At 60.5% G+C, this 19,019-nt stretch carries 18 protein-coding genes and 1 riboswitch; of the genes, 6 read left to right on the plus strand and 12 right to left on the minus strand.

Annotation, left to right across the window (positions count from 1 at the left end; genetic code table 11):
• Positions 1 to 49: 49 nt before the first annotated feature.
• A riboswitch (SAM riboswitch) is annotated at positions 50 to 128 on the plus strand.
• A gap of 43 nt (positions 129 to 171) precedes the next feature.
• Complete coding sequence (locus AC13QE_RS14290) at positions 172 to 1,359, plus strand: O-succinylhomoserine sulfhydrylase (RefSeq protein WP_488484171.1); 1,188 nt, start codon at positions 172 to 174, stop codon at positions 1,357 to 1,359.
• A 64-nt stretch (positions 1,360 to 1,423) separates the two neighbouring features.
• Here AC13QE_RS14290 and AC13QE_RS14295 read toward each other — a convergent pair whose 3' ends face one another.
• Positions 1,424 to 2,137 carry a DNA helicase gene (locus tag AC13QE_RS14295; RefSeq protein ID WP_488484172.1) on the minus strand — a complete coding sequence of 238 codons (714 nt, stop codon included), beginning with the start codon at positions 2,135 to 2,137 and terminating at the stop codon, positions 1,424 to 1,426.
• A gap of 611 nt (positions 2,138 to 2,748) precedes the next feature.
• On the opposite strand from AC13QE_RS14295, the gene apaG reads away from it, so the two are divergent.
• Positions 2,749 to 3,141 carry a Co2+/Mg2+ efflux protein ApaG gene (gene apaG / locus AC13QE_RS14300; protein ID WP_015338724.1) on the plus strand — a complete coding sequence of 131 codons (393 nt, stop codon included), beginning with the start codon at positions 2,749 to 2,751 and terminating at the stop codon, positions 3,139 to 3,141.
• Positions 3,142 to 3,147: 6 nt separating this feature from the next.
• Here the strand turns inward: apaG and AC13QE_RS14305 are convergent, their stop codons facing one another.
• The 3 genes from AC13QE_RS14305 to AC13QE_RS14315 form a co-directional block, all read right to left on the minus strand.
• Positions 3,148 to 4,137, minus strand: a complete 990-nt coding sequence (locus AC13QE_RS14305; protein ID WP_488484173.1) for an Hsp33 family molecular chaperone — start codon at positions 4,135 to 4,137, stop codon at positions 3,148 to 3,150.
• Between the two features lie 48 nt (positions 4,138 to 4,185).
• A complete protein-coding gene (gene argF / locus AC13QE_RS14310; RefSeq protein ID WP_069611241.1) occupies positions 4,186 to 5,103 on the minus strand; it encodes an ornithine carbamoyltransferase in 918 nt (305 codons plus the stop codon).
• A gap of 73 nt (positions 5,104 to 5,176) precedes the next feature.
• Positions 5,177 to 6,376, minus strand: coding sequence for an aspartate aminotransferase family protein (locus AC13QE_RS14315; RefSeq protein ID WP_132715756.1), 1,200 nt, complete (start codon positions 6,374 to 6,376; stop codon positions 5,177 to 5,179).
• On the opposite strand from AC13QE_RS14315, the gene AC13QE_RS14320 reads away from it, so the two are divergent.
• Positions 6,375 to 6,674, plus strand: a complete 300-nt coding sequence (locus tag AC13QE_RS14320) for a hypothetical protein (protein WP_165915183.1) — start codon at positions 6,375 to 6,377, stop codon at positions 6,672 to 6,674. The two genes, AC13QE_RS14315 and AC13QE_RS14320, sit on opposite strands and share 2 nt — an antisense overlap.
• Positions 6,675 to 6,800: 126 nt before the next feature.
• The gene (locus tag AC13QE_RS14325) at positions 6,801 to 7,337 is read left to right on the plus strand and encodes a GcrA family cell cycle regulator (protein ID WP_112336597.1); all 537 of its coding nucleotides are present in this window, start codon (positions 6,801 to 6,803) and stop codon (positions 7,335 to 7,337) included.
• Between the two features lie 90 nt (positions 7,338 to 7,427).
• Here AC13QE_RS14325 and phoB read toward each other — a convergent pair whose 3' ends face one another.
• From phoB to phoR, 7 genes are all read right to left on the minus strand, one after another.
• Positions 7,428 to 8,111 (minus strand): phosphate regulon transcriptional regulator PhoB, encoded by a 684-nt coding sequence (phoB, locus tag AC13QE_RS14330; protein ID WP_004128368.1) that lies wholly within the window; start codon positions 8,109 to 8,111, stop codon positions 7,428 to 7,430.
• Positions 8,112 to 8,142: 31 nt separating this feature from the next.
• Positions 8,143 to 8,856 carry a phosphate signaling complex protein PhoU gene (phoU, locus tag AC13QE_RS14335; protein WP_037155605.1) on the minus strand — a complete coding sequence of 238 codons (714 nt, stop codon included), beginning with the start codon at positions 8,854 to 8,856 and terminating at the stop codon, positions 8,143 to 8,145.
• Positions 8,857 to 8,907: 51 nt separating this feature from the next.
• Positions 8,908 to 9,723, minus strand: a complete 816-nt coding sequence (gene pstB / locus AC13QE_RS14340; RefSeq protein WP_112336598.1) for a phosphate ABC transporter ATP-binding protein PstB — start codon at positions 9,721 to 9,723, stop codon at positions 8,908 to 8,910.
• A 15-nt stretch (positions 9,724 to 9,738) separates the two neighbouring features.
• Positions 9,739 to 11,040, minus strand: a complete 1,302-nt coding sequence (gene pstA / locus AC13QE_RS14345; RefSeq protein WP_132716666.1) for a phosphate ABC transporter permease PstA — start codon at positions 11,038 to 11,040, stop codon at positions 9,739 to 9,741.
• Between the two features lie 29 nt (positions 11,041 to 11,069).
• Positions 11,070 to 12,551, minus strand: coding sequence for a phosphate ABC transporter permease subunit PstC (gene pstC, locus AC13QE_RS14350; protein ID WP_488484174.1), 1,482 nt, complete (start codon positions 12,549 to 12,551; stop codon positions 11,070 to 11,072).
• A 62-nt stretch (positions 12,552 to 12,613) separates the two neighbouring features.
• Complete coding sequence (locus AC13QE_RS14355) at positions 12,614 to 13,633, minus strand: substrate-binding domain-containing protein (protein WP_488484175.1); 1,020 nt, start codon at positions 13,631 to 13,633, stop codon at positions 12,614 to 12,616.
• 199 nt (positions 13,634 to 13,832) lie between these two features.
• Positions 13,833 to 15,059 (minus strand): phosphate regulon sensor histidine kinase PhoR, encoded by a 1,227-nt coding sequence (gene phoR, locus AC13QE_RS14360; RefSeq protein ID WP_132716665.1) that lies wholly within the window; start codon positions 15,057 to 15,059, stop codon positions 13,833 to 13,835.
• A gap of 272 nt (positions 15,060 to 15,331) precedes the next feature.
• Here phoR and ppk2 point away from each other — a divergent pair, with 272 nt between their 5' ends.
• Entirely contained in the window at positions 15,332 to 16,213 is an 882-nt protein-coding gene (gene ppk2, locus AC13QE_RS14365) for a polyphosphate kinase 2 (RefSeq protein WP_132715753.1), read from the plus strand.
• A 126-nt stretch (positions 16,214 to 16,339) separates the two neighbouring features.
• Here the strand turns inward: ppk2 and AC13QE_RS14370 are convergent, their stop codons facing one another.
• Complete coding sequence (locus AC13QE_RS14370) at positions 16,340 to 17,611, minus strand: serine/threonine-protein kinase (RefSeq protein ID WP_488484176.1); 1,272 nt, start codon at positions 17,609 to 17,611, stop codon at positions 16,340 to 16,342.
• Between the two features lie 336 nt (positions 17,612 to 17,947).
• Between AC13QE_RS14370 and AC13QE_RS14375 the strand changes: the two genes are divergently transcribed.
• Positions 17,948 to 18,907, plus strand: coding sequence for an NAD(P)H-dependent flavin oxidoreductase (locus AC13QE_RS14375; RefSeq protein ID WP_488484177.1), 960 nt, complete (start codon positions 17,948 to 17,950; stop codon positions 18,905 to 18,907).
• Positions 18,908 to 19,019 lie beyond the last annotated feature (112 nt).

The following is a 19,019-nucleotide window of genomic DNA, read 5'->3' on the forward strand; positions in this document are numbered from 1 at the left end:
ACAAAACCAAACTCAGGGAATTGACGCAAGCCGTCAACGGCAGTATTGCAACTTATCCCGTGGTGATTTGGCCGGTCGGCTTGCAGCCACGTTAAACAAATGGCTAAAAAGACCGGGGTTGAACCGGTCTGCTTTTGCGACCGGTTTTTTTGTTTTGAAAGTGGTGATGGCATGAGCAAGACTTGGCGCCCCGCAACCCAGCTCGTTCACGGCGGAACACTCCGTTCGCAATTCGGCGAGACCTCCGAAGCAATCTATCTTACCCAGGGCTTCGTCTATGACACGTCGGAGGCGGCGGAAGCCCGCTTCAAGGGCGAAACGGATGGGTTCATCTACGCCCGCTACGGCAGCCCGACCAACGACATGTTCGAAAAGCGCATGTGCGCTCTGGAAGGCGCTGAAGACGCCCGCGCCACAGCTTCGGGCATGGCCGCCGTTTCTGCCGCCATCCTCTGCCAGCTTAAGGCCGGCGATCATATCGTTGCCGCCCGTGCGCTCTTCGGCTCCTGCCGTTGGGTGGTCGAGACGCTCGCGCCGAAATACGGCATCGAATGCACGCTGGTCGATGGCCGTTTCACCGAGAACTGGGAAAAGGCCATCCGCCTGAACACCAAGGTCTTCTTCCTCGAAAGCCCGACCAATCCGACGCTGGAAGTGGTCGATATTGCCGCCGTCGCCAAGCTCGCCAACCAGATCGGCGCCAAAGTCGTGGTCGACAACGTCTTTGCGACGCCGCTCTTCCAGAAGCCGCTGGAACTCGGCGCGCATATTGTCGTCTATTCCGCCACCAAGCATATCGACGGCCAGGGCCGTTCGCTCGGCGGCGTCATCCTCTCCGACAAGCAGTGGATCGACGAGAACCTGCAGGACTATTTCCGCCATACCGGCCCGGCCATGTCGCCCTTTACCGCCTGGACGCTGCTGAAGGGCATCGAGACGCTGCCGCTGCGCGTTACACAGCAGACGGCGAATGCCTCCAAGGTTGCCGATTTCCTCGCCGAGCAGACCAACAAGGTCGCCCGCGTGATCTATCCCGGCCGCAAGGACCACCCGCAGGCCGAGATCATCGCCAAGCAGATGAGCGGCGGCTCGACGCTGGTCGCCTTCGAGCTGAAGGGTGGCAAGGAAGCGGCCTTCAAGCTGCAGAACGCGCTGGATATCGTGAAGATCTCCAACAATCTCGGCGACTCGAAGAGCCTGATCACGCATCCTGCCACGACGACGCACAAGAACCTTGCCGACGAGGCTCGCGCCGAACTCGGCATTTCGCCGGGCACCGTGCGCTTCTCCGCCGGCATCGAGGATAGCGCCGATCTGGTCGAGGATTTCGCCCGCGCGCTCGAGCAGGTTTCCGCCTGATATCCGTCGAGCCGCCCGGATTTTCTCCGGGCGGCTCGATCGCCTTTAGACAATTGGCAGCTCGTCAGCTGGCGACCTTGAATTCGACCAGGCCGTTGTTCAGGAAGACCATCTTGTCGAACAAGTTGAGATCCAGCGGATTCGGCAGGCGAACATCCGCAAGATCGGGCACGGGCTTCAACGCGGGATCGTAGGAACGGTCGATCTGCGAGATGAAGACGACGATAACGCCTCTGGCGCGCGCAAACGTCTTCAATATCTGAACCTGGATCATTAATTCCGGATTCTCCCGCTTCTGATCCAGCAGTTGCAGAAAATCGACCACTGCCAATGTACCGGGCGCCGCCGCAGTCAGCCTTTCGACGATATAATCGGCACTGATGGCATCCGAATTATCGAATTCGAATAGATCAGCAAATTCCGCATGATCGGCACCGATCACCGGGAAACGCTCCAGAACGACCTTTTCCGTGTCCTCCAACGTGAAGAAGACACCGCGATTGCCAGCCTTCATGGCTTCGACGGCGAGCCTCAGGCTCATCAGGGTCTTGCCGTGACCGCGCCGTGCGCCGATCAGCACCAGATCGCCCGGGCTTAAACGCGAATACAGCTCGCCGACGGGCACGGCTGAGTTCGTTTTGCTTGCAAGCAAACTCCAGCCTCCGAAACCCTCGACGGCCGCGACGCGATCCAGCGCGGCGTGCAGGGGGATGTTCTGCTGGCGGGACAGGAGCCTCGCCTTACGTTTCAAATGATATACAGGGGCAGAAAGCCTCATATAAACCTCCTATTGCGAGCAATGACCGCAACCCCTCCTTATGCCAGGCGCTCAAACAGTCGGTTTGGATGTCGACGGCCCTGCATGAAATATACTTTCCCGAATGGAGGGGGGAGGCATGGGCGATGCCAGAATCAGATGATAGCCCAAATCCTCCTGCAGGGGAATCTCATCCAAGCCCTGTCGGAGGAACATATAAAAGGAATGGGGGTTATATGGCTCGGAGGTTTTGATGCCGAGCGATCAGGTTGACCATCGATCACAGAAGTCCACGGACAATCGTGGCAAGCGTTTCCTGAGTACGGAGGATGCGCCCACCTCTACTCCGGCAGATAAGATCAAATCACGGTGACCTAGGATACTTGGGGATGACTTCGTTAACCTTCAACATGAGCCGCAATAGCTGGAATCGAAACCGTCCCAACCGTTCACGCAAGATTTCATTACGTCGTTCCTTGACGGAAAGCATCGGTTATAGGATACCGCTAAATATCCTGCACTTTGCGGGAATGGTGGAAAGCGGATAATATGCCGCAAACTTGAAAATGCTGAAACGGCGATGCGGCTTCAAGGAGCGCTCGACGTTTCAGGGCAGTGGCAAGGTGTCAGGCATGTATCGCGCCCTAACACGCGACATCGAGGTGGTTGTAGAGCCGTTTTATCTGGAGGAGCAATCCGACCCGGACGATGACCGTTATGTCTGGGGATACCGCATCGTCATTTCCAACCACTCGAAGGAAGCCGTGAAGCTGGTAACGCGCTATTGGCACATCACCGACATGAACGGCATCGTGGATGAAGTGACAGGCCCCGGCGTGGTCGGGGAGCAGCCTCACCTGAAGCCCGGCGATACCTATGAATATTCCTCGGGCTGCCCACTGGATACACCGTCAGGCATGATGTTCGGTCATTACCAGATGGAAACGGACGGCGGGGAGCAATTCCATGTCAAGATCCCCGCCTTTTCACTGGATACGCCTAACCTGCTGCGTACGCTGAACTGAGCGACCTCAAGCCACCTCTATTTCCGACACTTCGAAGCGATAGGTCGTCGAGCAGAACTCGCAGGTGACGGCGATCTCGCCATTCTCCTGGCTGGCCTCAATCTCCTCGGCTGTGAAACCTTTCAAGACGCCCTTCAGCTTGTCGCGCGAGCACGAACAGCGGTCATAGACGGCCTTCGGTTCATAGACGCGCACGCCGCGCTCGTGGAAGAGGCGATAGAGAAGCCGCTCGGTGCCAACCTGCGGATCCGTCAGCTCATCTGCATCGATGGTTTCCACCAGGCTGCGCGCTTCCGCCCAGGCGTCGTCCTCGGCATGATCGCGCCCGCCGGTATCGCCATCGCCGCCATGCAGGTCCGGCTGGCGCATGCGCTCGGGCGCTTCCGGCAAGAACTGCGCGATCAGGCCGCCGGCACGCCAGCGGTGACGCGGCTTGCCGTTCTCATCGCGATCGAAGAGCTCTGCAGCGCCCAGACGCACACGCGTCGGGATCTGTTCCGACTGGCGGAAATAGGTGCCAGCGATCTCTTCGAGCGAGGCGCCATCAAGCGCGACGATGCCCTGATAAGGCTGACTGAAGCGGCCCTGATCGATGGTAAAAGCGAGCACCCCCTTGCCCAGCAGCTGCTCAGGCTCGGTCCGGCCTTCCGCAACTGCCTTTGCCAGCGCCTCTTCATTGAAACGCGCATAGGCCCGGACGTTTTCCGGCGTCGAGAAATCGGCGACCAGAAGGTCGACGGGACCGTCGCCCTTGGTTTGCACGGTGAACTTGCCTTCGAATTTCAGCGACGTACCGAGCAGGACGGTCAGGACAATGGCCTCGGCGAGCAGCCGCGCAACCGGCGTCGGATAATCGTGCCGGGCAAGGATCGTGTCCAGCAGCGGACCGAGCTGCACGGCACGGCCGCGCACATCCAGACCTTCCACCTGGAAGGGAACGACATGATCGTCACCGGCGAAATCGAACTGACCCAGCGAGGCGGCATTTTCTGCCATTAGCTTACTCCTACTGCGCCCGCGCCCTTGAGACGCGGCTTGATATCTTCAGATCGCGCCCAGGCACCAAGCAAGAATCGACTTTTGCGCATGAAGGCGGTTTTCCGCCTCATCAAAGACAACGGATTGCGGGCCATCGATCACCTCGTCCGTCACTTCCTCCCCGCGATGGGCGGGCAGGCAATGCATGAACAACGCGTCTTTGCCGGCCTGTGCCATCAAAGCCTTGTTGACCTGATAGGGCTGGAAGACGTTGTGACCGCGTGCCCGGTGCTCCTGATTCATGGAAACCCAGGTATCGGTTACCACGCAATCGGCGCCGGCGACCGCACGGTCTGCATCATGCGAGAGCATGATTTCGGCGCCCTCGTTGCGGGCCCAGTTCAGATAGTGATCCTTCGGCTCGGAACCAAGGGGTACCGCCATATTCATGCGATAGCCGAAACGGGCGGCCCCTTCGATCAGCGAATGCAGCACATTATTGCCGTCGCCCGTCCAGGCAAGCGTCTTGCCCTTAATAGGGCCGCGATGCTCTTCGAAGGTCATGATATCGGCCATGATCTGGCAGGGGTGCGTGTCGTCGGTCAGCGCATTGATGACCGGAACAGTCGCATGTTCCGCCAGCTCCAGCAGGCGGGAATGATCGGTCGTGCGGATCATGATCGCATCGACATAGCGCGACAGCACTTTCGCCGTATCGCCGATCGTCTCGGCGCGGCCAAGCTGCATTTCGGTGCCGGAGAGGAACAGCGTCTCGCCGCCGAGCTGCCGCATGCCGACGTCGAAGGAGACGCGGGTTCGGGTGGACGGCTTCTCGAAGATCATCGCCAGCATCTTGCCGGCAAGCGGCTTGTCGGCCGTGCCGGCCTTCTGCGCGCTCTTTCGGACGATCGCGTCATCGATGATGTTGCGCAGATCGGCAGCCGGAACGGCAGAGAGATCGAGAAAGTGTTTCGGAGAAGCCATGTCCTTACCTGTACTCCAGAAAAAACAATAACGCCCGCGTGGGGCAGGAACGCCCCGACAGCGGGCGTTGAATTCAAGCCGATTTCTTGGTGCGGGCAGCGCGCGCACGCTCGGCGGCGCGCTCCAGGCGAGCGAAACCTTCGCGTGCTTCCTCGGCAGTGACGACCAGCGGCGGCAGCAGGCGGATGACGTTGTCGCCGGCCGGAACGCCGAGCAGACGCTCGGCACGGATCGCCTGCAGCAGGTCCGCCTGCGGAATGGCCGCCTTGATGCCGAGCATCAGGCCTTCACCGCGAACGTCCTCGATGATGTCAGGAAAACGATCCTTGAGCGAGGCGAGCCCCTGGCGGAAGACCAGCGAGACATCGCGCACATGCTGCAGGAAGCCTTCGGCAAGCACGATATCGAGAACCGCATTGCCGACTGCCATGGCGAGAGGATTGCCGCCATAGGTCGAGCCATGCGTACCGGCCTTCATACCGGAAGCGGCTTCTGCCGTCGCAAGGCACGCACCGAGCGGGAAACCGCCGCCGATACCCTTGGCGACCGCCATGATGTCAGGCTTGATGCCGGACCATTCATGGGCAAAGAGCTTGCCGGTACGGCCGACACCGCACTGAACTTCGTCGAGGATCAAAAGCAGGCCGTGCTCATCGCAGATCTCCCGCAGCCCCCGCAGGAATTCGTTGGTCGCCGGGCGGATACCGCCCTCGCCCTGCACCGGCTCGATCAGGATCGCAGCCGTCGCATCCGTGATGGCGGCGCGCACGGCGTCGAGATCGCCAAACTCCACCTGGTCGAAGCCCGGTGCCTTCGGGCCGAAGCCTTCGATATACTTCTCCTGGCCACCGGCGGCGATCGTTGCGATGGTGCGGCCGTGGAAGGCGCCTTCGAAGGTGATGATATGGAACTTCTCGGGATGCCCCTTGGCGAACTGATAGCGCCGCGCAGTCTTGATGGCGCACTCCAGCGCCTCCGCGCCCGAATTGGTGAAGAACACCTTGTCGGCGAAGGTCACCTCCGTCAGCCGCTTCGACAGCTTCTCCTGGCCGGGCACCTCATAGAGGTTGGACAGGTGCCAGACCTTGTCGGCCTGCGCCTTCAGCTCGGCGACAAGATGGGGATGAGCATGACCGAGCGAATTGACCGCGACGCCGGCTGCGAAATCGAGGTAGCGTTCGCCATTCTCAGTGACCAGCCAGACGCCCTCGCCTCGCTCGAACCGCAGCGGAGCGCGCAAGTAGGTGTCGTAAAGCGGCGTGGTCTCGGCCATGGCCATATCTCCTGATCACAACTTTAAGGACCGATCGCTTCCATTTGATGAAACGGGTCCGAAAAAATCAAAAATGCCGCCTTGCGGCGGCTTGGGCACTATTGATGTTTTGCACCGCGATGTCAACAAAACTGCCGTTTTAGCAGGTGCGAGAAAACGCTTGCCGGCAAAAGAGATGCATCGGGCGGCGCCTATGGCAGAAATGCCACGCCCGGACAGCAAGTTGGGGAAAACCTCGAAATCGATTCCTCAAGATTCCCGCGACTCTTGTCACGGAGTCAGCCTCACACTAGGTTAAAAACCAATTGCTAGACTGCATGCGGCGGAACTAGTCACCACAATTTTAGAGCGTTTCGCGCCTCGATACCATGCGAGGCAATGGTGAGGGATTCTGCCATCGGAAACGCGACAGCGGAGACAGGGCATGAATTGGACAGACGAACGCGTCGAGAAGCTGAAAAAGCTATGGTCCGAAGGATTGAGCGCCAGCCAGATCGCTGCGCAGCTCGGTGGCGTGAGCCGTAATGCCGTTATCGGCAAGGTGCATCGCCTGAACCTCCCCGGCCGAGCGAAGGCGGGCGGCACGACAACCGCAGCGCGCACGCCGAAGCGCAGCGCAGCGGCACCTCGCGCTGCGACCTACGGATCGCGCGTTGCTACCCGCACGGTGGTTGCCCGCCAGCAGGGCGCAACCATGCTGAAGGAAGAGATCGAGATCGATTCCGTCAATGAAATCCAGTATCGCCCGGCATCGAACGTCGTCGTTCCGATCTCCCGTCGCCTCGGCCTGACGGAACTGACGGAGCGTACCTGCAAGTGGCCGGTCGGCGATCCGCTGAAGGACGATTTCCATTTCTGCGGCAACGAGAGCCCAGATTCGTCGCCTTACTGCACCTACCATCAGCGCCTGGCCTACCAGCCGGTGCATGAACGCCGTCGGCCAGCGCAACCACGCGGCTGAGACGCGCCATCGATGAGATAAAAGAAACGGGCCCTGGGGCCCGTTTTCTGTTTCCGCCGCTATGTCGAATGCCTGATCGGGTATCCCCGCTCAGGCCTCCATGGAGTAGCCCGCGCCGCGAACGGTGCGGATGACATCCTGCATATTGGAGAAATTGAGCGCCTTGCGCAGGCGGCCGACATGGACGTCGACCGTGCGTTCGTCGACGTAGATATCGTGACCCCATACGCCGTCGAGCAGCTGCGAACGCGAGAAGACGCGGCCCGGCGAGGACATCAGGAACTCCAGCAGGCGGAATTCCGTGGGCCCCAACCGCACTTCGCGGCTCTTGCGGTGGACGCGATGGGTTTCGCGATCCAGCTCGATATCGCCGCAGCGCAGCACCGTGGAGAGAACCTCCGGGCGGGCACGCCGCAGCATCGCCTTGACGCGAGCCATCAGCTCCGGCGTCGAGAACGGCTTGACGACATAATCGTCCGCGCCGGTCGAAAGCCCGCGCACGCGCTCGCTTTCCTCGCCGCGCGCCGTCAGCATGATGATCGGCAGACGCTCCGTCTCCGGCCGCATACGCAGCCGGCGGCAGAGCTCGATGCCGGATACGCCGGGGAGCATCCAGTCGAGGATCAGGAGGTCGGGGATGCGCTCCTGGAGACGCAGCTCGGCCTCATCGCCTCTGAGGATCGTGTCTACCTCGAAGCCTTCGGCCTCAAGATTGTAGCGCAGCAGAACGCTGAGCGCTTCCTCGTCTTCTACAACAGCAACTCTCGGAACCATGCGCCTATGGTCTCCTTTCTTCGCTTTCGGATTATTCCGTCACTGCGCCGACGGTATTGGCGGTATCGTCCTTCGGGCGCTCGCCTTCCGGCTGCGCGCCCGTCGCCATGTAATAGATCGTCTCGGCGATGTTGGTGGCGTGGTCGCCGATGCGCTCAATGTTTTTGGCGCAGAAAAGAAGATGCGTGCAGGTGGTGATGTTGCGCGGATCTTCCATCATGTAGGTCAGCATCTCGCGAAAGAGCGAGGTGTACATGGCGTCGATTTCCTCGTCGCGTTCGCGGATCGACACGGCCTTGTCCGGCGAGCGGGTCGCGTAGACATCCAGAACTTCCTTGAGCTGGCTCAGCGCCAGTTCGGAGAGATGCTCGATGCCGCGAGCGAGACGGCGCGGGACACCGGTGCCCTGCACGGCGATGACGCGCTTTGCGGTGTTCTTGCCGAGATCGCCTACGCGCTCCAGATCGGAGGCGATGCGGATCGAGCCCATGATTTCACGCAGGTCAGCCGCCATCGGCTGACGGCGGGCGATGGTGACGATCGCCTTGTCGCCGACTTCGCGCTCGGCATGGTCGAGAACGACGTCGTCGGAGATGACCTTCTGGGCCAGGGCAGTGTCGCTGTTGACCAGCGCGCGTACGCTATCGCTAACCATCTGCTCTGCCAGGCCGCCCATTTCAGCAATGCGGCGCGTCAGGAACTTCAGGTCTTCGTCATAGGCAGAGAGAATGTGAGTGGAGACCATTTTTCTATCCTCAAGGTGAACTGTGTGAAATGAGCCGCGCGCCTGACATCATCAACCAAAACGGCCCATGATGTAATCCTGCGTGCGGAAATCGTCGGGATTGGTGAACATCTTATCGGTGTCGTTCTCCTCGACCAGGTGGCCGAGATGGAACATTGCGGTACGCTGCGAGACGCGGGCTGCCTGCTGCATGGAATGCGTCACGATGACGATGGTGAAATTCTCCCGCAGCTCGTGGATGAGATCCTCGACCTTGGCGGTTGCGATGGGATCGAGCGCCGAGCATGGCTCGTCCATCAGGATGACCTCCGGACTGACCGCGACGGCGCGGGCGATGCACAGACGCTGCTGCTGGCCGCCGGACAGGCTCGTGCCGGCATCATGGAGCCGATCCTTCACCTCGCCCCAGAGACCGGCCTTCTGAAGACTGCTCTCGACGATATGCTCGAGATCGGCCTTTGAGCGATGCAGGCCATGGATGCGCGGACCATAGGCGACGTTCTCATAGATGGACTTCGGAAATGGGTTGGGCTTCTGGAAGACCATGCCGACGCGGGCGCGCAACTCCACCACGTCGATGCTGTCGTCGTAGACATCCTGATCGTCGAGCGTGATCTTGCCGGTGACCCGGCAGGTCTCGATCGTATCGTTCATGCGGTTGAGGCAGCGCAGGAAGGTGGACTTGCCGCAACCGGAAGGGCCGATCAAAGCCGTGACCGTATTCGCGCGGATCTTCAAATTGACGTCAAAGAGCGCCCGCTTGTCGCCGTAGAACACAGAAACGTCCTGGCCGATCATCTTGTAGGGGATCGTCATCATCTTCCTGGACAATGCTTTTTCGCTGGCGGCTTCCGTCATCATGTTCATTTCGTGCGCCCTCCCTTACCAGCGCCGCTCAAAGCGGCGGCGCAGCAGGATGGCGCCGATGTTCATCGCGACGAGGAAGAAGAGAAGCACGATGATGGCGCCGGACGTCCTTTCGACAAAGGCCCGCTCGGCTTCGCTCGCCCACATGTAGATCTGCACCGGCAGCGCCGTCGAAGGTTCGAGCGGCGATGCCGGATAGTTGGCGACGAAAGCGACCATGCCGATCAGAAGCAGCGGCGCAGTCTCGCCAAGCGCGTGCGCAAGCCCGAGGATCGTGCCCGTCAGAATGCCCGGCATCGCAAGCGGCAACACGTGATGGAAGACCATCTGCATGCGCGATGCACCAAGACCGAGCGCCGCGCTGCGGATCGACGGCGGTACGGCCCGCAGCGCCGAGCGTGTGGCGATAATGATCATCGGCAGCGTCATCAGGCTCAGCACGAGACCGCCGACCAGCGAGGCAGAGCGCGGCAGTCCCATCATGTTGATGAAGACCGAGAGACCCAGCAGGCCGTAGACGATCGATGGGACGGCCGCGAGATTGTTGATGTTGACCTCGATCAGGTCCGTCAGCCGGTTCTTCGGTGCGAACTCCTCCAGATAGATCGAGGCGGCGACGCCGACCGGCAAGGCAAGCACGAGAACGGTCAGCATCAGGTAGAACGAGCCGATCAGAGCGACGCCGAGCCCGGCGGCTTCGGGTCGGCTCGAATTGCCCGACAGGAAGAGACCGCTGTTGAAGGCCTTGTAAAGCGCACCGCTTTCGCTGAGTTGCTTCATCCAGGCGACCTGGCGGTCGGATATCTTGCGATCCTTCTCATCGACCGTCAGATCGATCTGGCCCTTGTTGGCTGAATCGATATTGGAGCTGGCAAGGAAGGTGACGTTCTGCGTCGTCCCTATGATCGAGGGATTGGCGACGACCCTATCGCGCAGCGCGATCCTGGCACTGTCCGACACCATCGCCGTTGCCTCGCGAACGAGAGCGCGATTGGCCGGATCGATACCAAGCGCCTTCACCAGTGCATCGCGCACCAGTACCGGGTAGTTGGCAGCGATCAGAACCTTCGGATCGCTGGCGCGCTTGGCTGCAGGGTCGATCACCTTCTCGGTGAATTCGATCGGCAAGGTGATCGATGTCTGAACAAAAGCCGTGTAGCCGGTGCGGACCACGGTCGAGACCAAGATCATAAGGAAGACGAGACCGAAAATGACAGCCGTGATCCCATAGGCGCGAAAGCGGCGCTCGGCAGCATAGCGTTTTTTGATACCGATATCACGGCGCACCGACGCACCCGGCGTCAGGCCACGCGGCATGTTGAGCTGAGAGGAGGATACGACACCGCTCATTCGTATTGCTCCCTATATCGACGGACGATGTAGAGCGCGTAGACGTTGAGGCACAGCGTCAGGAAAAACAGCGTGATCCCGAGTGCAAAGGCGACGAGCGTCTGCGGCGAGGTGAATTCCAGATCGCCGGTCAGCTGGTTGACGATCTTCACGGTGACAGTCGTCATCGGCTCGAAGGGATCGAGTTGCATGCGCGCGGCAACGCCGGCTGCCAGCACCACGATCATGGTTTCACCGATCGCCCGCGACGCGGTCATCAGCAGTGCGCCGACGATGCCCGGAAGGGCGGCCGGCAGCAGAACACGCTTGACCGTTTCCGACCGCGTGGCGCCGAGGCCAAGCGAACCGTCGCGCAGCGAGCGCGGCACGGCCATGATGATATCGTCCGACAGCGAGGAAACGTAAGGGATGAGCATGACGCCCATGACGAAGCCGGCCGTCAAAACGCTCTGTGCCTCGATAAAGCTTCTGTAGTTTCCAGTCATCAGACCGTCGATCTCGGCGGAGATATCGCGCAGGAAGGGGCCGACGGTGACAAGGGCAAAGAAGCCGTAGACGATCGTCGGGATGCCGGCTAGGACCTCCAGCATCGGCTTGGCGATGGAGCGGACGCGCGCCGAGGCATATTCAGCCATGTAGATCGCCGCGAACAGACCGATGGGCACGGCGAAGAGCATGGCGACGAGCCCGATATAGATCGTGCCCGCCAGCAGCGGGATCAGGCCGAAGGTGCCTGAAGTTTGCGTGCCGGCGCCGGCGAAGCGCGGGTCCCAGACCGTGCCGAAGAAGAACTCGCTGGCCGGCACCATGCCGAAGAAGCGTGCCGCTTCCGAAAGCATGGAAACGACGATGCCGACCGTCGTCAGCACTGCGATGGAGGAAGCGACGATCAGTGCCCCGAGAATGACCTGTTCCACACGATTGCGGGCGCGAAAACGCGGGGCGATGGCGCGAAGGCCATGGGCTGCGCAAAGCAGCGACAGAACGATCGCCGCTGCCGACATGACTGTGCGGCTCACTTCGCGCATGCCATTATATTTGTTGGCAGCGTCGATCATGTAGCCCGTGGGGCGAACGGCAAGCGGAACGCCCTTCTGCGCCAGCAGCAACTGAAGATCGGCCTTGCCTGCATCGACATCGGCGAGCTCCTGGCTATCGAGCATGCGCATGCCGCGAGCGATGCTGCGCACCATGCCGTAGCTGAGATTGAGTTCGGCCGGTGGAAGAGACTGAACCTCCTCCGGGAAAGATTTCGTCACCAGGCGGTCGATGACGATGGGGCCGGCGATCAGCCAGACGCAGACGAGCGCTAAGGGCGGAAGCACCGCCCAGATAGCGGCATAGGCACCGTGATAGCCGAGCCGGGAATGCATGGACGAGGACCTGCCACCCGACAGCGCAGCCGCCCTCACCCGCCCCAGCACGAAAGCGGAGGCGCCGAAGACCGACAAGCAGAGCAGCAGCAGCGATACACTCATTCCCATTCCCCGGCGAACCCCGGCGTGGCGGAAAGCCGCACCGGTGCCCGACCCTTCCGCATTCACATGATCTTCCCGACCGCGACATCCTTACGGATCTGGTCGCGCTCAGCATCCGGCGCCGGCACGAGGCCATATTCCGCTAGCGGGCTCTCAGGTCCGATCATCTGATCGCTCGTGAAGAAATCGACATATTCCTTGAGCCCAGGGATGACACCCAGATGGGCTTTCTTGACGTAGAAGAACAGCGGCCGCGATACCGGATAGGTGCCATCGGCAATCGTCTGACCCGAAGGCACGATGCCGTTGACGGTGGCTACCTTCAGCTTGTCGGCGTTGTTCTGGAAGAAATACAAGCCGAACACACCGATGCCGTGCTTGTTGGCATTGATACGGGCCAGCGTTTCGGGATAGTCGCCGTCTATATCGACGGCGACGCCATCCTTACGCACGGCAACGCATTTTTTGGCCTGCTGAGCGGCGTCGGAGACTGCAGCCTTGATCACATCGGCGGCGCCCGAAGCCTTGCAGCCGGCGGCAAGCACCTTCTCTTCGAAGACTTCGCGCGTGCCGTGCTTCTCACCCGGAATATAGGTAGCAATTTCAAAATCCGGCAGCGATGGATTGATCTCAGACCACTTCTTGTAGGGGTTGGCGACGAGCTTGCCATCGACGACCACTTCGGCGGCAATCGCCTTATAGAGATCGACGGGTTCGAGCCTGATGTCTGGATTGCTCTTGTCGAAGGCAAAGACGATGCCGTCATAGCCGATCTTGATCTGCTGGATATCGGTGACGCCGGCGGCCTTGCAGGCTTGGACTTCGCTGTCCTTGATCGGGCGCGACGAATTGGCGATGTCGATCGAATCCGTTCCGACACCCTTGCAGAATTCCTTCAGGCCGGCTCCGGAGCCGCCGGACTCGACCACAGGAGTCTTGAAATCGGTAAAGGTCTCGCCGAAGGTTTCGGCAACGATCTTGGCATATGGAAATACGGTCGATGAGCCGGCGATCTGAATTTGATCGCGGGCGGTTGCAGTGCCCCCAAGGGCAGCCGATGCAACCAGCGCAAGAACGGACATTTTCAAAGCATTCACAACGAATCCCCCTGATGAGCTTTGAAGAGCGCCGAGGTGGAGGCTACATCCACTTTTTCAGCAGTCCATTCTTACTGATGAAAACACCGCCCTTTTATGTCAGGCGAGTGAAACAATTATGACAGATTATGTATCTGATATTGTTCTGGTAAATCGCCATCCGAATGAGGATGCGAGGTACTTCTCAGAAGCGAACCGTAAAATCGGTTCCTTTTCCGACTTCCGACTTTACGATCAGCCTGGCACGGTGGCGGGTCAGGATATGCTTGACGATGGCAAGCCCGAGACCGGTCCCCTTCTTGGACCGGCTGTCCTCAACGTTAACGCGATAGAAGCGCTCGGTCAGGCGCGGCACATGTTCTGCGGGTATGCCCGGCCCCTTGTCCGAGACGACCACTTCGACGGCCTGGCCGGCACCGCTGAGTAGCGAAACCTCCACCGACTTGCCTTCCTGGCCGTATTTGCAGGCGTTCTCGATCAGGTTCTCGAAGACCTGCACCAGCTCGTCTCGATCCCCCAACACCTCCACCTTGCCCACCGGCAAATGCAGATTGATGGTCACGTCGAGATCCCCCGCAAGCGGCAGCAGGGAGTCACGCACATGACCGAGCAAGGGGACGAGATCCACCTTCTGATCCGGCGCGATATGCGACTTCAGCTCCAGGCGCGACAGCGACAGAAGATCGTCCACCAGCCTGCTCATGCGGGTCGTCTGATCGAACATGATGCCGAGGAAACGCTGCTGCGCTTTCGGATCGGCTTTGGCGGGCCCCTGGATCGTCTCGATGAAGCCGCGCAGCGATGCCAGGGGCGTGCGCAATTCATGGCTCGCATTGGCAACGAAGTCCGAACGCATGCGATCGATGTGGCGCAACTCCGATATGTCGCGGAAAGAAAGCAGGAAGAGCGCATCTTCCTGCCTGTCGATCTCAGGCAGATCGATCGGCGCGATACGCACGACATAGACCCGCTCCGATGGCAGTCGCTCGGAATGCTCGATCTGGTTCGGCGCATTGGTGGCGATGGTCTCGCGTACCATGTCGAGCAAACCCGGCGAGCGCAGCTTGGAGGAAATATGTGCGCCGATCGGAAAGGCGCCGAAAGCTTTTTCGACGGCCATGTTCTGTACCAGCACGGACGCCTCGCGGTCGATGATCAGCACCGGCATATCGAGTGCCGCCAGTCCCGCAAAGGCGGTGCGCAACAGGGTTTGCGCATCGGCAGGCGCAGGTTCGGCTTGTGATGGCACCTCGACCCGCTCGACCAGCGGCGGACGAATGAGCGTGACGATCATGACGATCGCCCAGATCCAGAATACGGCGCCGGTGTTGATGCCTTCGACGAGGGCGAGCGCGGCAATCAGCGTCGCCAGAACCAGGATGGCACTCTCCTGCCGCAGCCGCACCGCCAACTTCCTGACAAATGACCATTCGTCTTCCAACTGCGCCGTCCTTCGCCTGCCATCATGGAACGCTGGATTCCGCGTCTTATCTGCGATTCATGACAGAAGTATTCGGCTCTATCCACAGAAGCCAGCAATTGGCAGAAATAAATGTAGCCGGCAAACGAGGGTGGCGGCAAAAGGCTTGAAACTATTGAATAAATGCCCCAGTTTTCTGGCCAAGCTTTTTGCCGCCGGCGGCGGCAGGGTTAACGCCATGTAAACAACCGAGGAGCCGACATATGGGGGAGAAGACAGAAAGCCGGGCGGTGGAGCTGGATATTCATGGCATCAAGCGCATATTCGATGTCGATAACCCCGTGCTGCCGAGCTGGATCGATGACGAGGCGCTGACCTCGGGTGGCTATCCCTACAAGAAGAAGCTGAAGGAAGAAGAATATCTCGATGAGCTGAAGACGCTGCAGATCGAACTCATCAAGGTGCAGTTCTGGCTGCAAGCGACCGGCAAGCGGGTGATGGCGCTCTTCGAAGGCCGCGATGCCGCTGGCAAGGGAGGCTCGATCGCAGCGACCTCGGCCCATATGAACCCTCGTCTGGCGCGCGTGGTGGCGCTGACGAAGCCGACCGACCGCGAAAGCGGCCAATGGTACTTCCAGCGCTATGTCGCCCAGTTTCCGACGGCCGGCGAATTCGTGCTCTTCGACCGCTCGTGGTATAACCGCGCGGGGGTGGAGCCAGTCATGGGATTCTGCACGCCGAAGCAATACGAGCAGTTCCTGAAGCAGGCGCCGCAGATGGAGAAACTCATCGTTCAGGACGGCATCCATTTCTTCAAATTCTATCTCGATATCGGCCGGGAGATGCAGCTGAAGCGTTTCCACGACCGGCGCCACGATCCACGCGCCGTCTGGAAGCTCTCCTCGATGGATATCGCTGCCCTGCCGAAATGGAAGGACTACAGCGAAAAGCGCGACCGCATGCTGAAGGATACGCATACGGACCACGCTCCCTGGACCGTCCTCCGCGCCAACGACAAGCGGCGCGCGCGCCTGAACCTTATCCGTCACATTCTGCTGACGCTCGATTATGACGGCAAGGACAAGGAAGCCATCGGCAAGGTCGACGAGAAGATCCTCGGGATGGGATCGGATATCCTCGCCTGACGAGTTCGACGCGTGGCCCAGACCTAAAGCAGTTCCAGGAAAAGTGCGTAGCGGTTTTCCGTCCGGAATGCGTTGGGAAATAAGAGCATGGAGCGTTTTCGCGATTCAAAGAAAAGTGGAAACGCTCTATTGCCCGGGCAGAACACGGATGGCGTAGATATTGACGCCGCGGGCCTTGCCATCGACATCGCTATTGATGATCAGGCGCCCTGAGCTGGTCGGCGCCATGGCACGATCGAACTTGACCTGGAACAGCGAATCCGTCTTTTGCCGGCTGACGGTAAAACGATGCCGACCGCAACGGCCGAGAGAACCGAAATCGCACTCCACCGTGATCTGCGTCGGTGCATCCGAGGTGGATTGCAATGTCAGTGCGATCGTCGAGGCCTTGCCGGCCATCTGCTGCAGTACATTGACGGGCACCTCGATCGAGCCGCTGCCGTCCGGGCCACTGCTGAGCGAGGTCAGCCTCACGGCCGGCCCTTCATTCTCCGATACGTTTTCGGCCTTCGATTGCGGGCTGGTGGCAACCTTCGGCGCGTCGGTGGGCTTCAATACCTCCAGCCATTCCGCGGAGAAGCTGTTCTGCGGATCGATGGTGGCAAGGCCCGGATTGACCGGGCCGCTATTGTCATCCTGATCCGACGTGTCCTCATCATTGCTGTTGCCGCTGAAATCCTGCGAATCGACATGCGCCGGCGGATTGGGCACGCTCGTATCCCGCTGGGCGGCGGACATGAGCACACCCGAGGTCTTGATCCACCAGGCACCGACGCCGAGGAAGGCAAGCAGAATGCAGAAGACGAGCAGGCGCGAGAAGAACTTGCGCGGCTTACGGCGCACGGCCGCGCGCTCCGGCTTGAAGTTCATCGACCGCGCCGGCCGCGCATCGGCCGTCGGACGCACATCGCTGTCCGCACCGAGATGATCGGCGGGGCCGGCGCGCATATCGCCGAAATCACCTTCGCGTCCTGCCCGCTCGGCCGACATCGGCTCCACCGGAACGGCAGGGCCAGCCGACATCGGGGGATCGCGTGTTTCCCCGCGCACGCTCATGACGGGCTCCTGCGGCCGTGCGGCTGCCTGCCTTGTTTCGGGTCTGGTTTCGGGCCTTGCTTCGGAGCGCGGTGCGGATGGAGAAACATGCGGAGCGTCCAGCGCCGGTGAAACCGGTATCGCCTGCGCGGGGCGGGCGCGCTCCTCGACCTCGATCTCGCGGATCGTCGCCTCAAGACGCTGGCGCTGGGCGGTTACGACATTGACGTCGGTAATGTCCTGCTTGCGAAGACCGGCTTCCAGCGCCTGCCGTGCCGACTGATAGATGCGAGCCCGGATTTCCGGATTGGCGCGATCAGACCGATCCAACGCGCTTCTGATGGCCGTTTCTAATCCGCTCACATCCGATCCTTTACGCTCACTCGCACCGTACTTGCATAGCCCGCTGGCAAGGCAGCCGTATTTTCATCAATCGTTAACCGGATTCGGTAACGCCCCGTTCTGCAATACGCAAGCCTCCGCCTTGGGTTAAGGGCACTCGGGCGGGGATAAATGGCAAAGACGACACAAATGGGGTGCCGGTAGGCAGCAGCAGTAGGCGAAGGTATAGGACCGGGACGGCCAGGCACTATTGCCCATTGCCTCCTGCTCTGCTTGCCTCCTCCACCATCTTCCCCTCTCGGCAGACATCTGCTATCCCTTTTGACGTTTTCGTAAACGTCAAAAGGGATGATGTTCATGCCCCTCCCCTCGATCCTGACCGAGCATCTGCGCCTGCCGGTCGTGGCTTCGCCGCTCTTCATCATCTCTCATCCCGCCTTGACGCTGGCTCAATGCAAGGCCGGTGTCGTCGGCTCGTTTCCGGCGCTGAACGCGCGCCCGGAAAGCCAGCTCGACGAATGGCTTGCTATGATCACCGAGGATCTTGCCGCCTACAATGCCGCAAATCCGGATCATCCGGCAGCTCCATTTGCAGTCAATCAGATCGTCCATACGTCAAACAAACGCCTGGAACACGATCTGATGCTCTGTGTGAAATACAAGGTGCCGATCGTCATTTCCTCGCTCGGCGCCGTGCCCGAGGTGAACGCGGCCGTGCATTCCTATGGCGGCATCGTGCTGCACGACATCATCAACAACCGGCATGCCAATTCGGCGATCCGCAAGGGTGCGGACGGGCTGATTGCCGTCGCTGCCGGCGCCGGCGGCCATGCCGGCCAGCTTTCGCCCTTCGCGCTCGTGCAGGAAATCCGCGAATGGTTCGATGGACCGTTGCTGCTGGCCGGTGCCATCGCCACCGGCGGCGCGATCCTCGCGGCGCAAGCTGCCGGCGCTGATCTTGCTTATATCGGCTCGCCCTTCATCGCCACGGAGGAGGCCCGCGCGGCCGACGCCTACAAGCAGGCGATCGTCGAGGGCACCGCTGCCGATATCGTCTATTCCAATTATTTCACCGGCGTACACGGCAATTATCTGAAACCCTCGATCCGCGCCGCGGGCCTCGATCCGGACAAGCTGCCCGAGGCCGATCCTTCCAAAATGGATTTCGAGGCCGCCACGACCGGCGTGAAGGCTTGGAAGGATATCTGGGGTTCCGGCCAGGGCATCGGCGCGGTCAGGTCCATCCAGCCCGTATCCGCTCTCGTCGATCGGCTGGAGAGAGAATACCAGCACGCACGGGCGCGGCTGGCGCTTTGACCGGCGCTGAAAAGCGGGGCTTTTTTCACAAGCACCTCGCTTTTTTGCCAAATGGCAATTTGAGCGCTTGAAATCTGACCGCATAGACTGTATCAGCGCCATGCAAATCGCG

The organism is Martinezella sp. CNPSo 3957 (assembly GCF_057784395.1).

Bases quoted from the DNA above. Each gene is read 5' to 3' on its own strand.
- argF (WP_069611241.1), bottom strand. From the start codon at position 5,103: ATGGCTTCTCCGAAACACTTTCTCGATCTCTCTGCCGTTCCGGCTGCC.
- AC13QE_RS14315 (WP_132715756.1), bottom strand. From the start codon at position 6,376: ATGGCCGAGACCACGCCGCTTTACGACACCTACTTGCGCGCTCCGCTG.
- AC13QE_RS14305 (WP_488484173.1), bottom strand. From the start codon at position 4,137: ATGGCAGAAAATGCCGCCTCGCTGGGTCAGTTCGATTTCGCCGGTGAC.
- AC13QE_RS14290 (WP_488484171.1), top strand. From the start codon at position 172: ATGAGCAAGACTTGGCGCCCCGCAACCCAGCTCGTTCACGGCGGAACA.
- AC13QE_RS14375 (WP_488484177.1), top strand. From the start codon at position 17,948: ATGCCCCTCCCCTCGATCCTGACCGAGCATCTGCGCCTGCCGGTCGTG.
- pstB (WP_112336598.1), bottom strand. From the start codon at position 9,723: ATGAACATGATGACGGAAGCCGCCAGCGAAAAAGCATTGTCCAGGAAG.
- AC13QE_RS14325 (WP_112336597.1), top strand. From the start codon at position 6,801: ATGAATTGGACAGACGAACGCGTCGAGAAGCTGAAAAAGCTATGGTCC.
- AC13QE_RS14295 (WP_488484172.1), bottom strand. From the start codon at position 2,137: ATGAGGCTTTCTGCCCCTGTATATCATTTGAAACGTAAGGCGAGGCTC.
- ppk2 (WP_132715753.1), top strand. From the start codon at position 15,332: ATGGGGGAGAAGACAGAAAGCCGGGCGGTGGAGCTGGATATTCATGGC.
- phoU (WP_037155605.1), bottom strand. From the start codon at position 8,856: ATGGTCTCCACTCACATTCTCTCTGCCTATGACGAAGACCTGAAGTTC.
- phoB (WP_004128368.1), bottom strand. From the start codon at position 8,111: ATGGTTCCGAGAGTTGCTGTTGTAGAAGACGAGGAAGCGCTCAGCGTT.
- apaG (WP_015338724.1), top strand. From the start codon at position 2,749: ATGTATCGCGCCCTAACACGCGACATCGAGGTGGTTGTAGAGCCGTTT.
- AC13QE_RS14320 (WP_165915183.1), top strand. From the start codon at position 6,375: ATGGCCATATCTCCTGATCACAACTTTAAGGACCGATCGCTTCCATTT.
- pstA (WP_132716666.1), bottom strand. From the start codon at position 11,040: ATGCCGCGTGGCCTGACGCCGGGTGCGTCGGTGCGCCGTGATATCGGT.
- pstC (WP_488484174.1), bottom strand. From the start codon at position 12,551: ATGAGTGTATCGCTGCTGCTGCTCTGCTTGTCGGTCTTCGGCGCCTCC.
- AC13QE_RS14355 (WP_488484175.1), bottom strand. From the start codon at position 13,633: ATGTCCGTTCTTGCGCTGGTTGCATCGGCTGCCCTTGGGGGCACTGCA.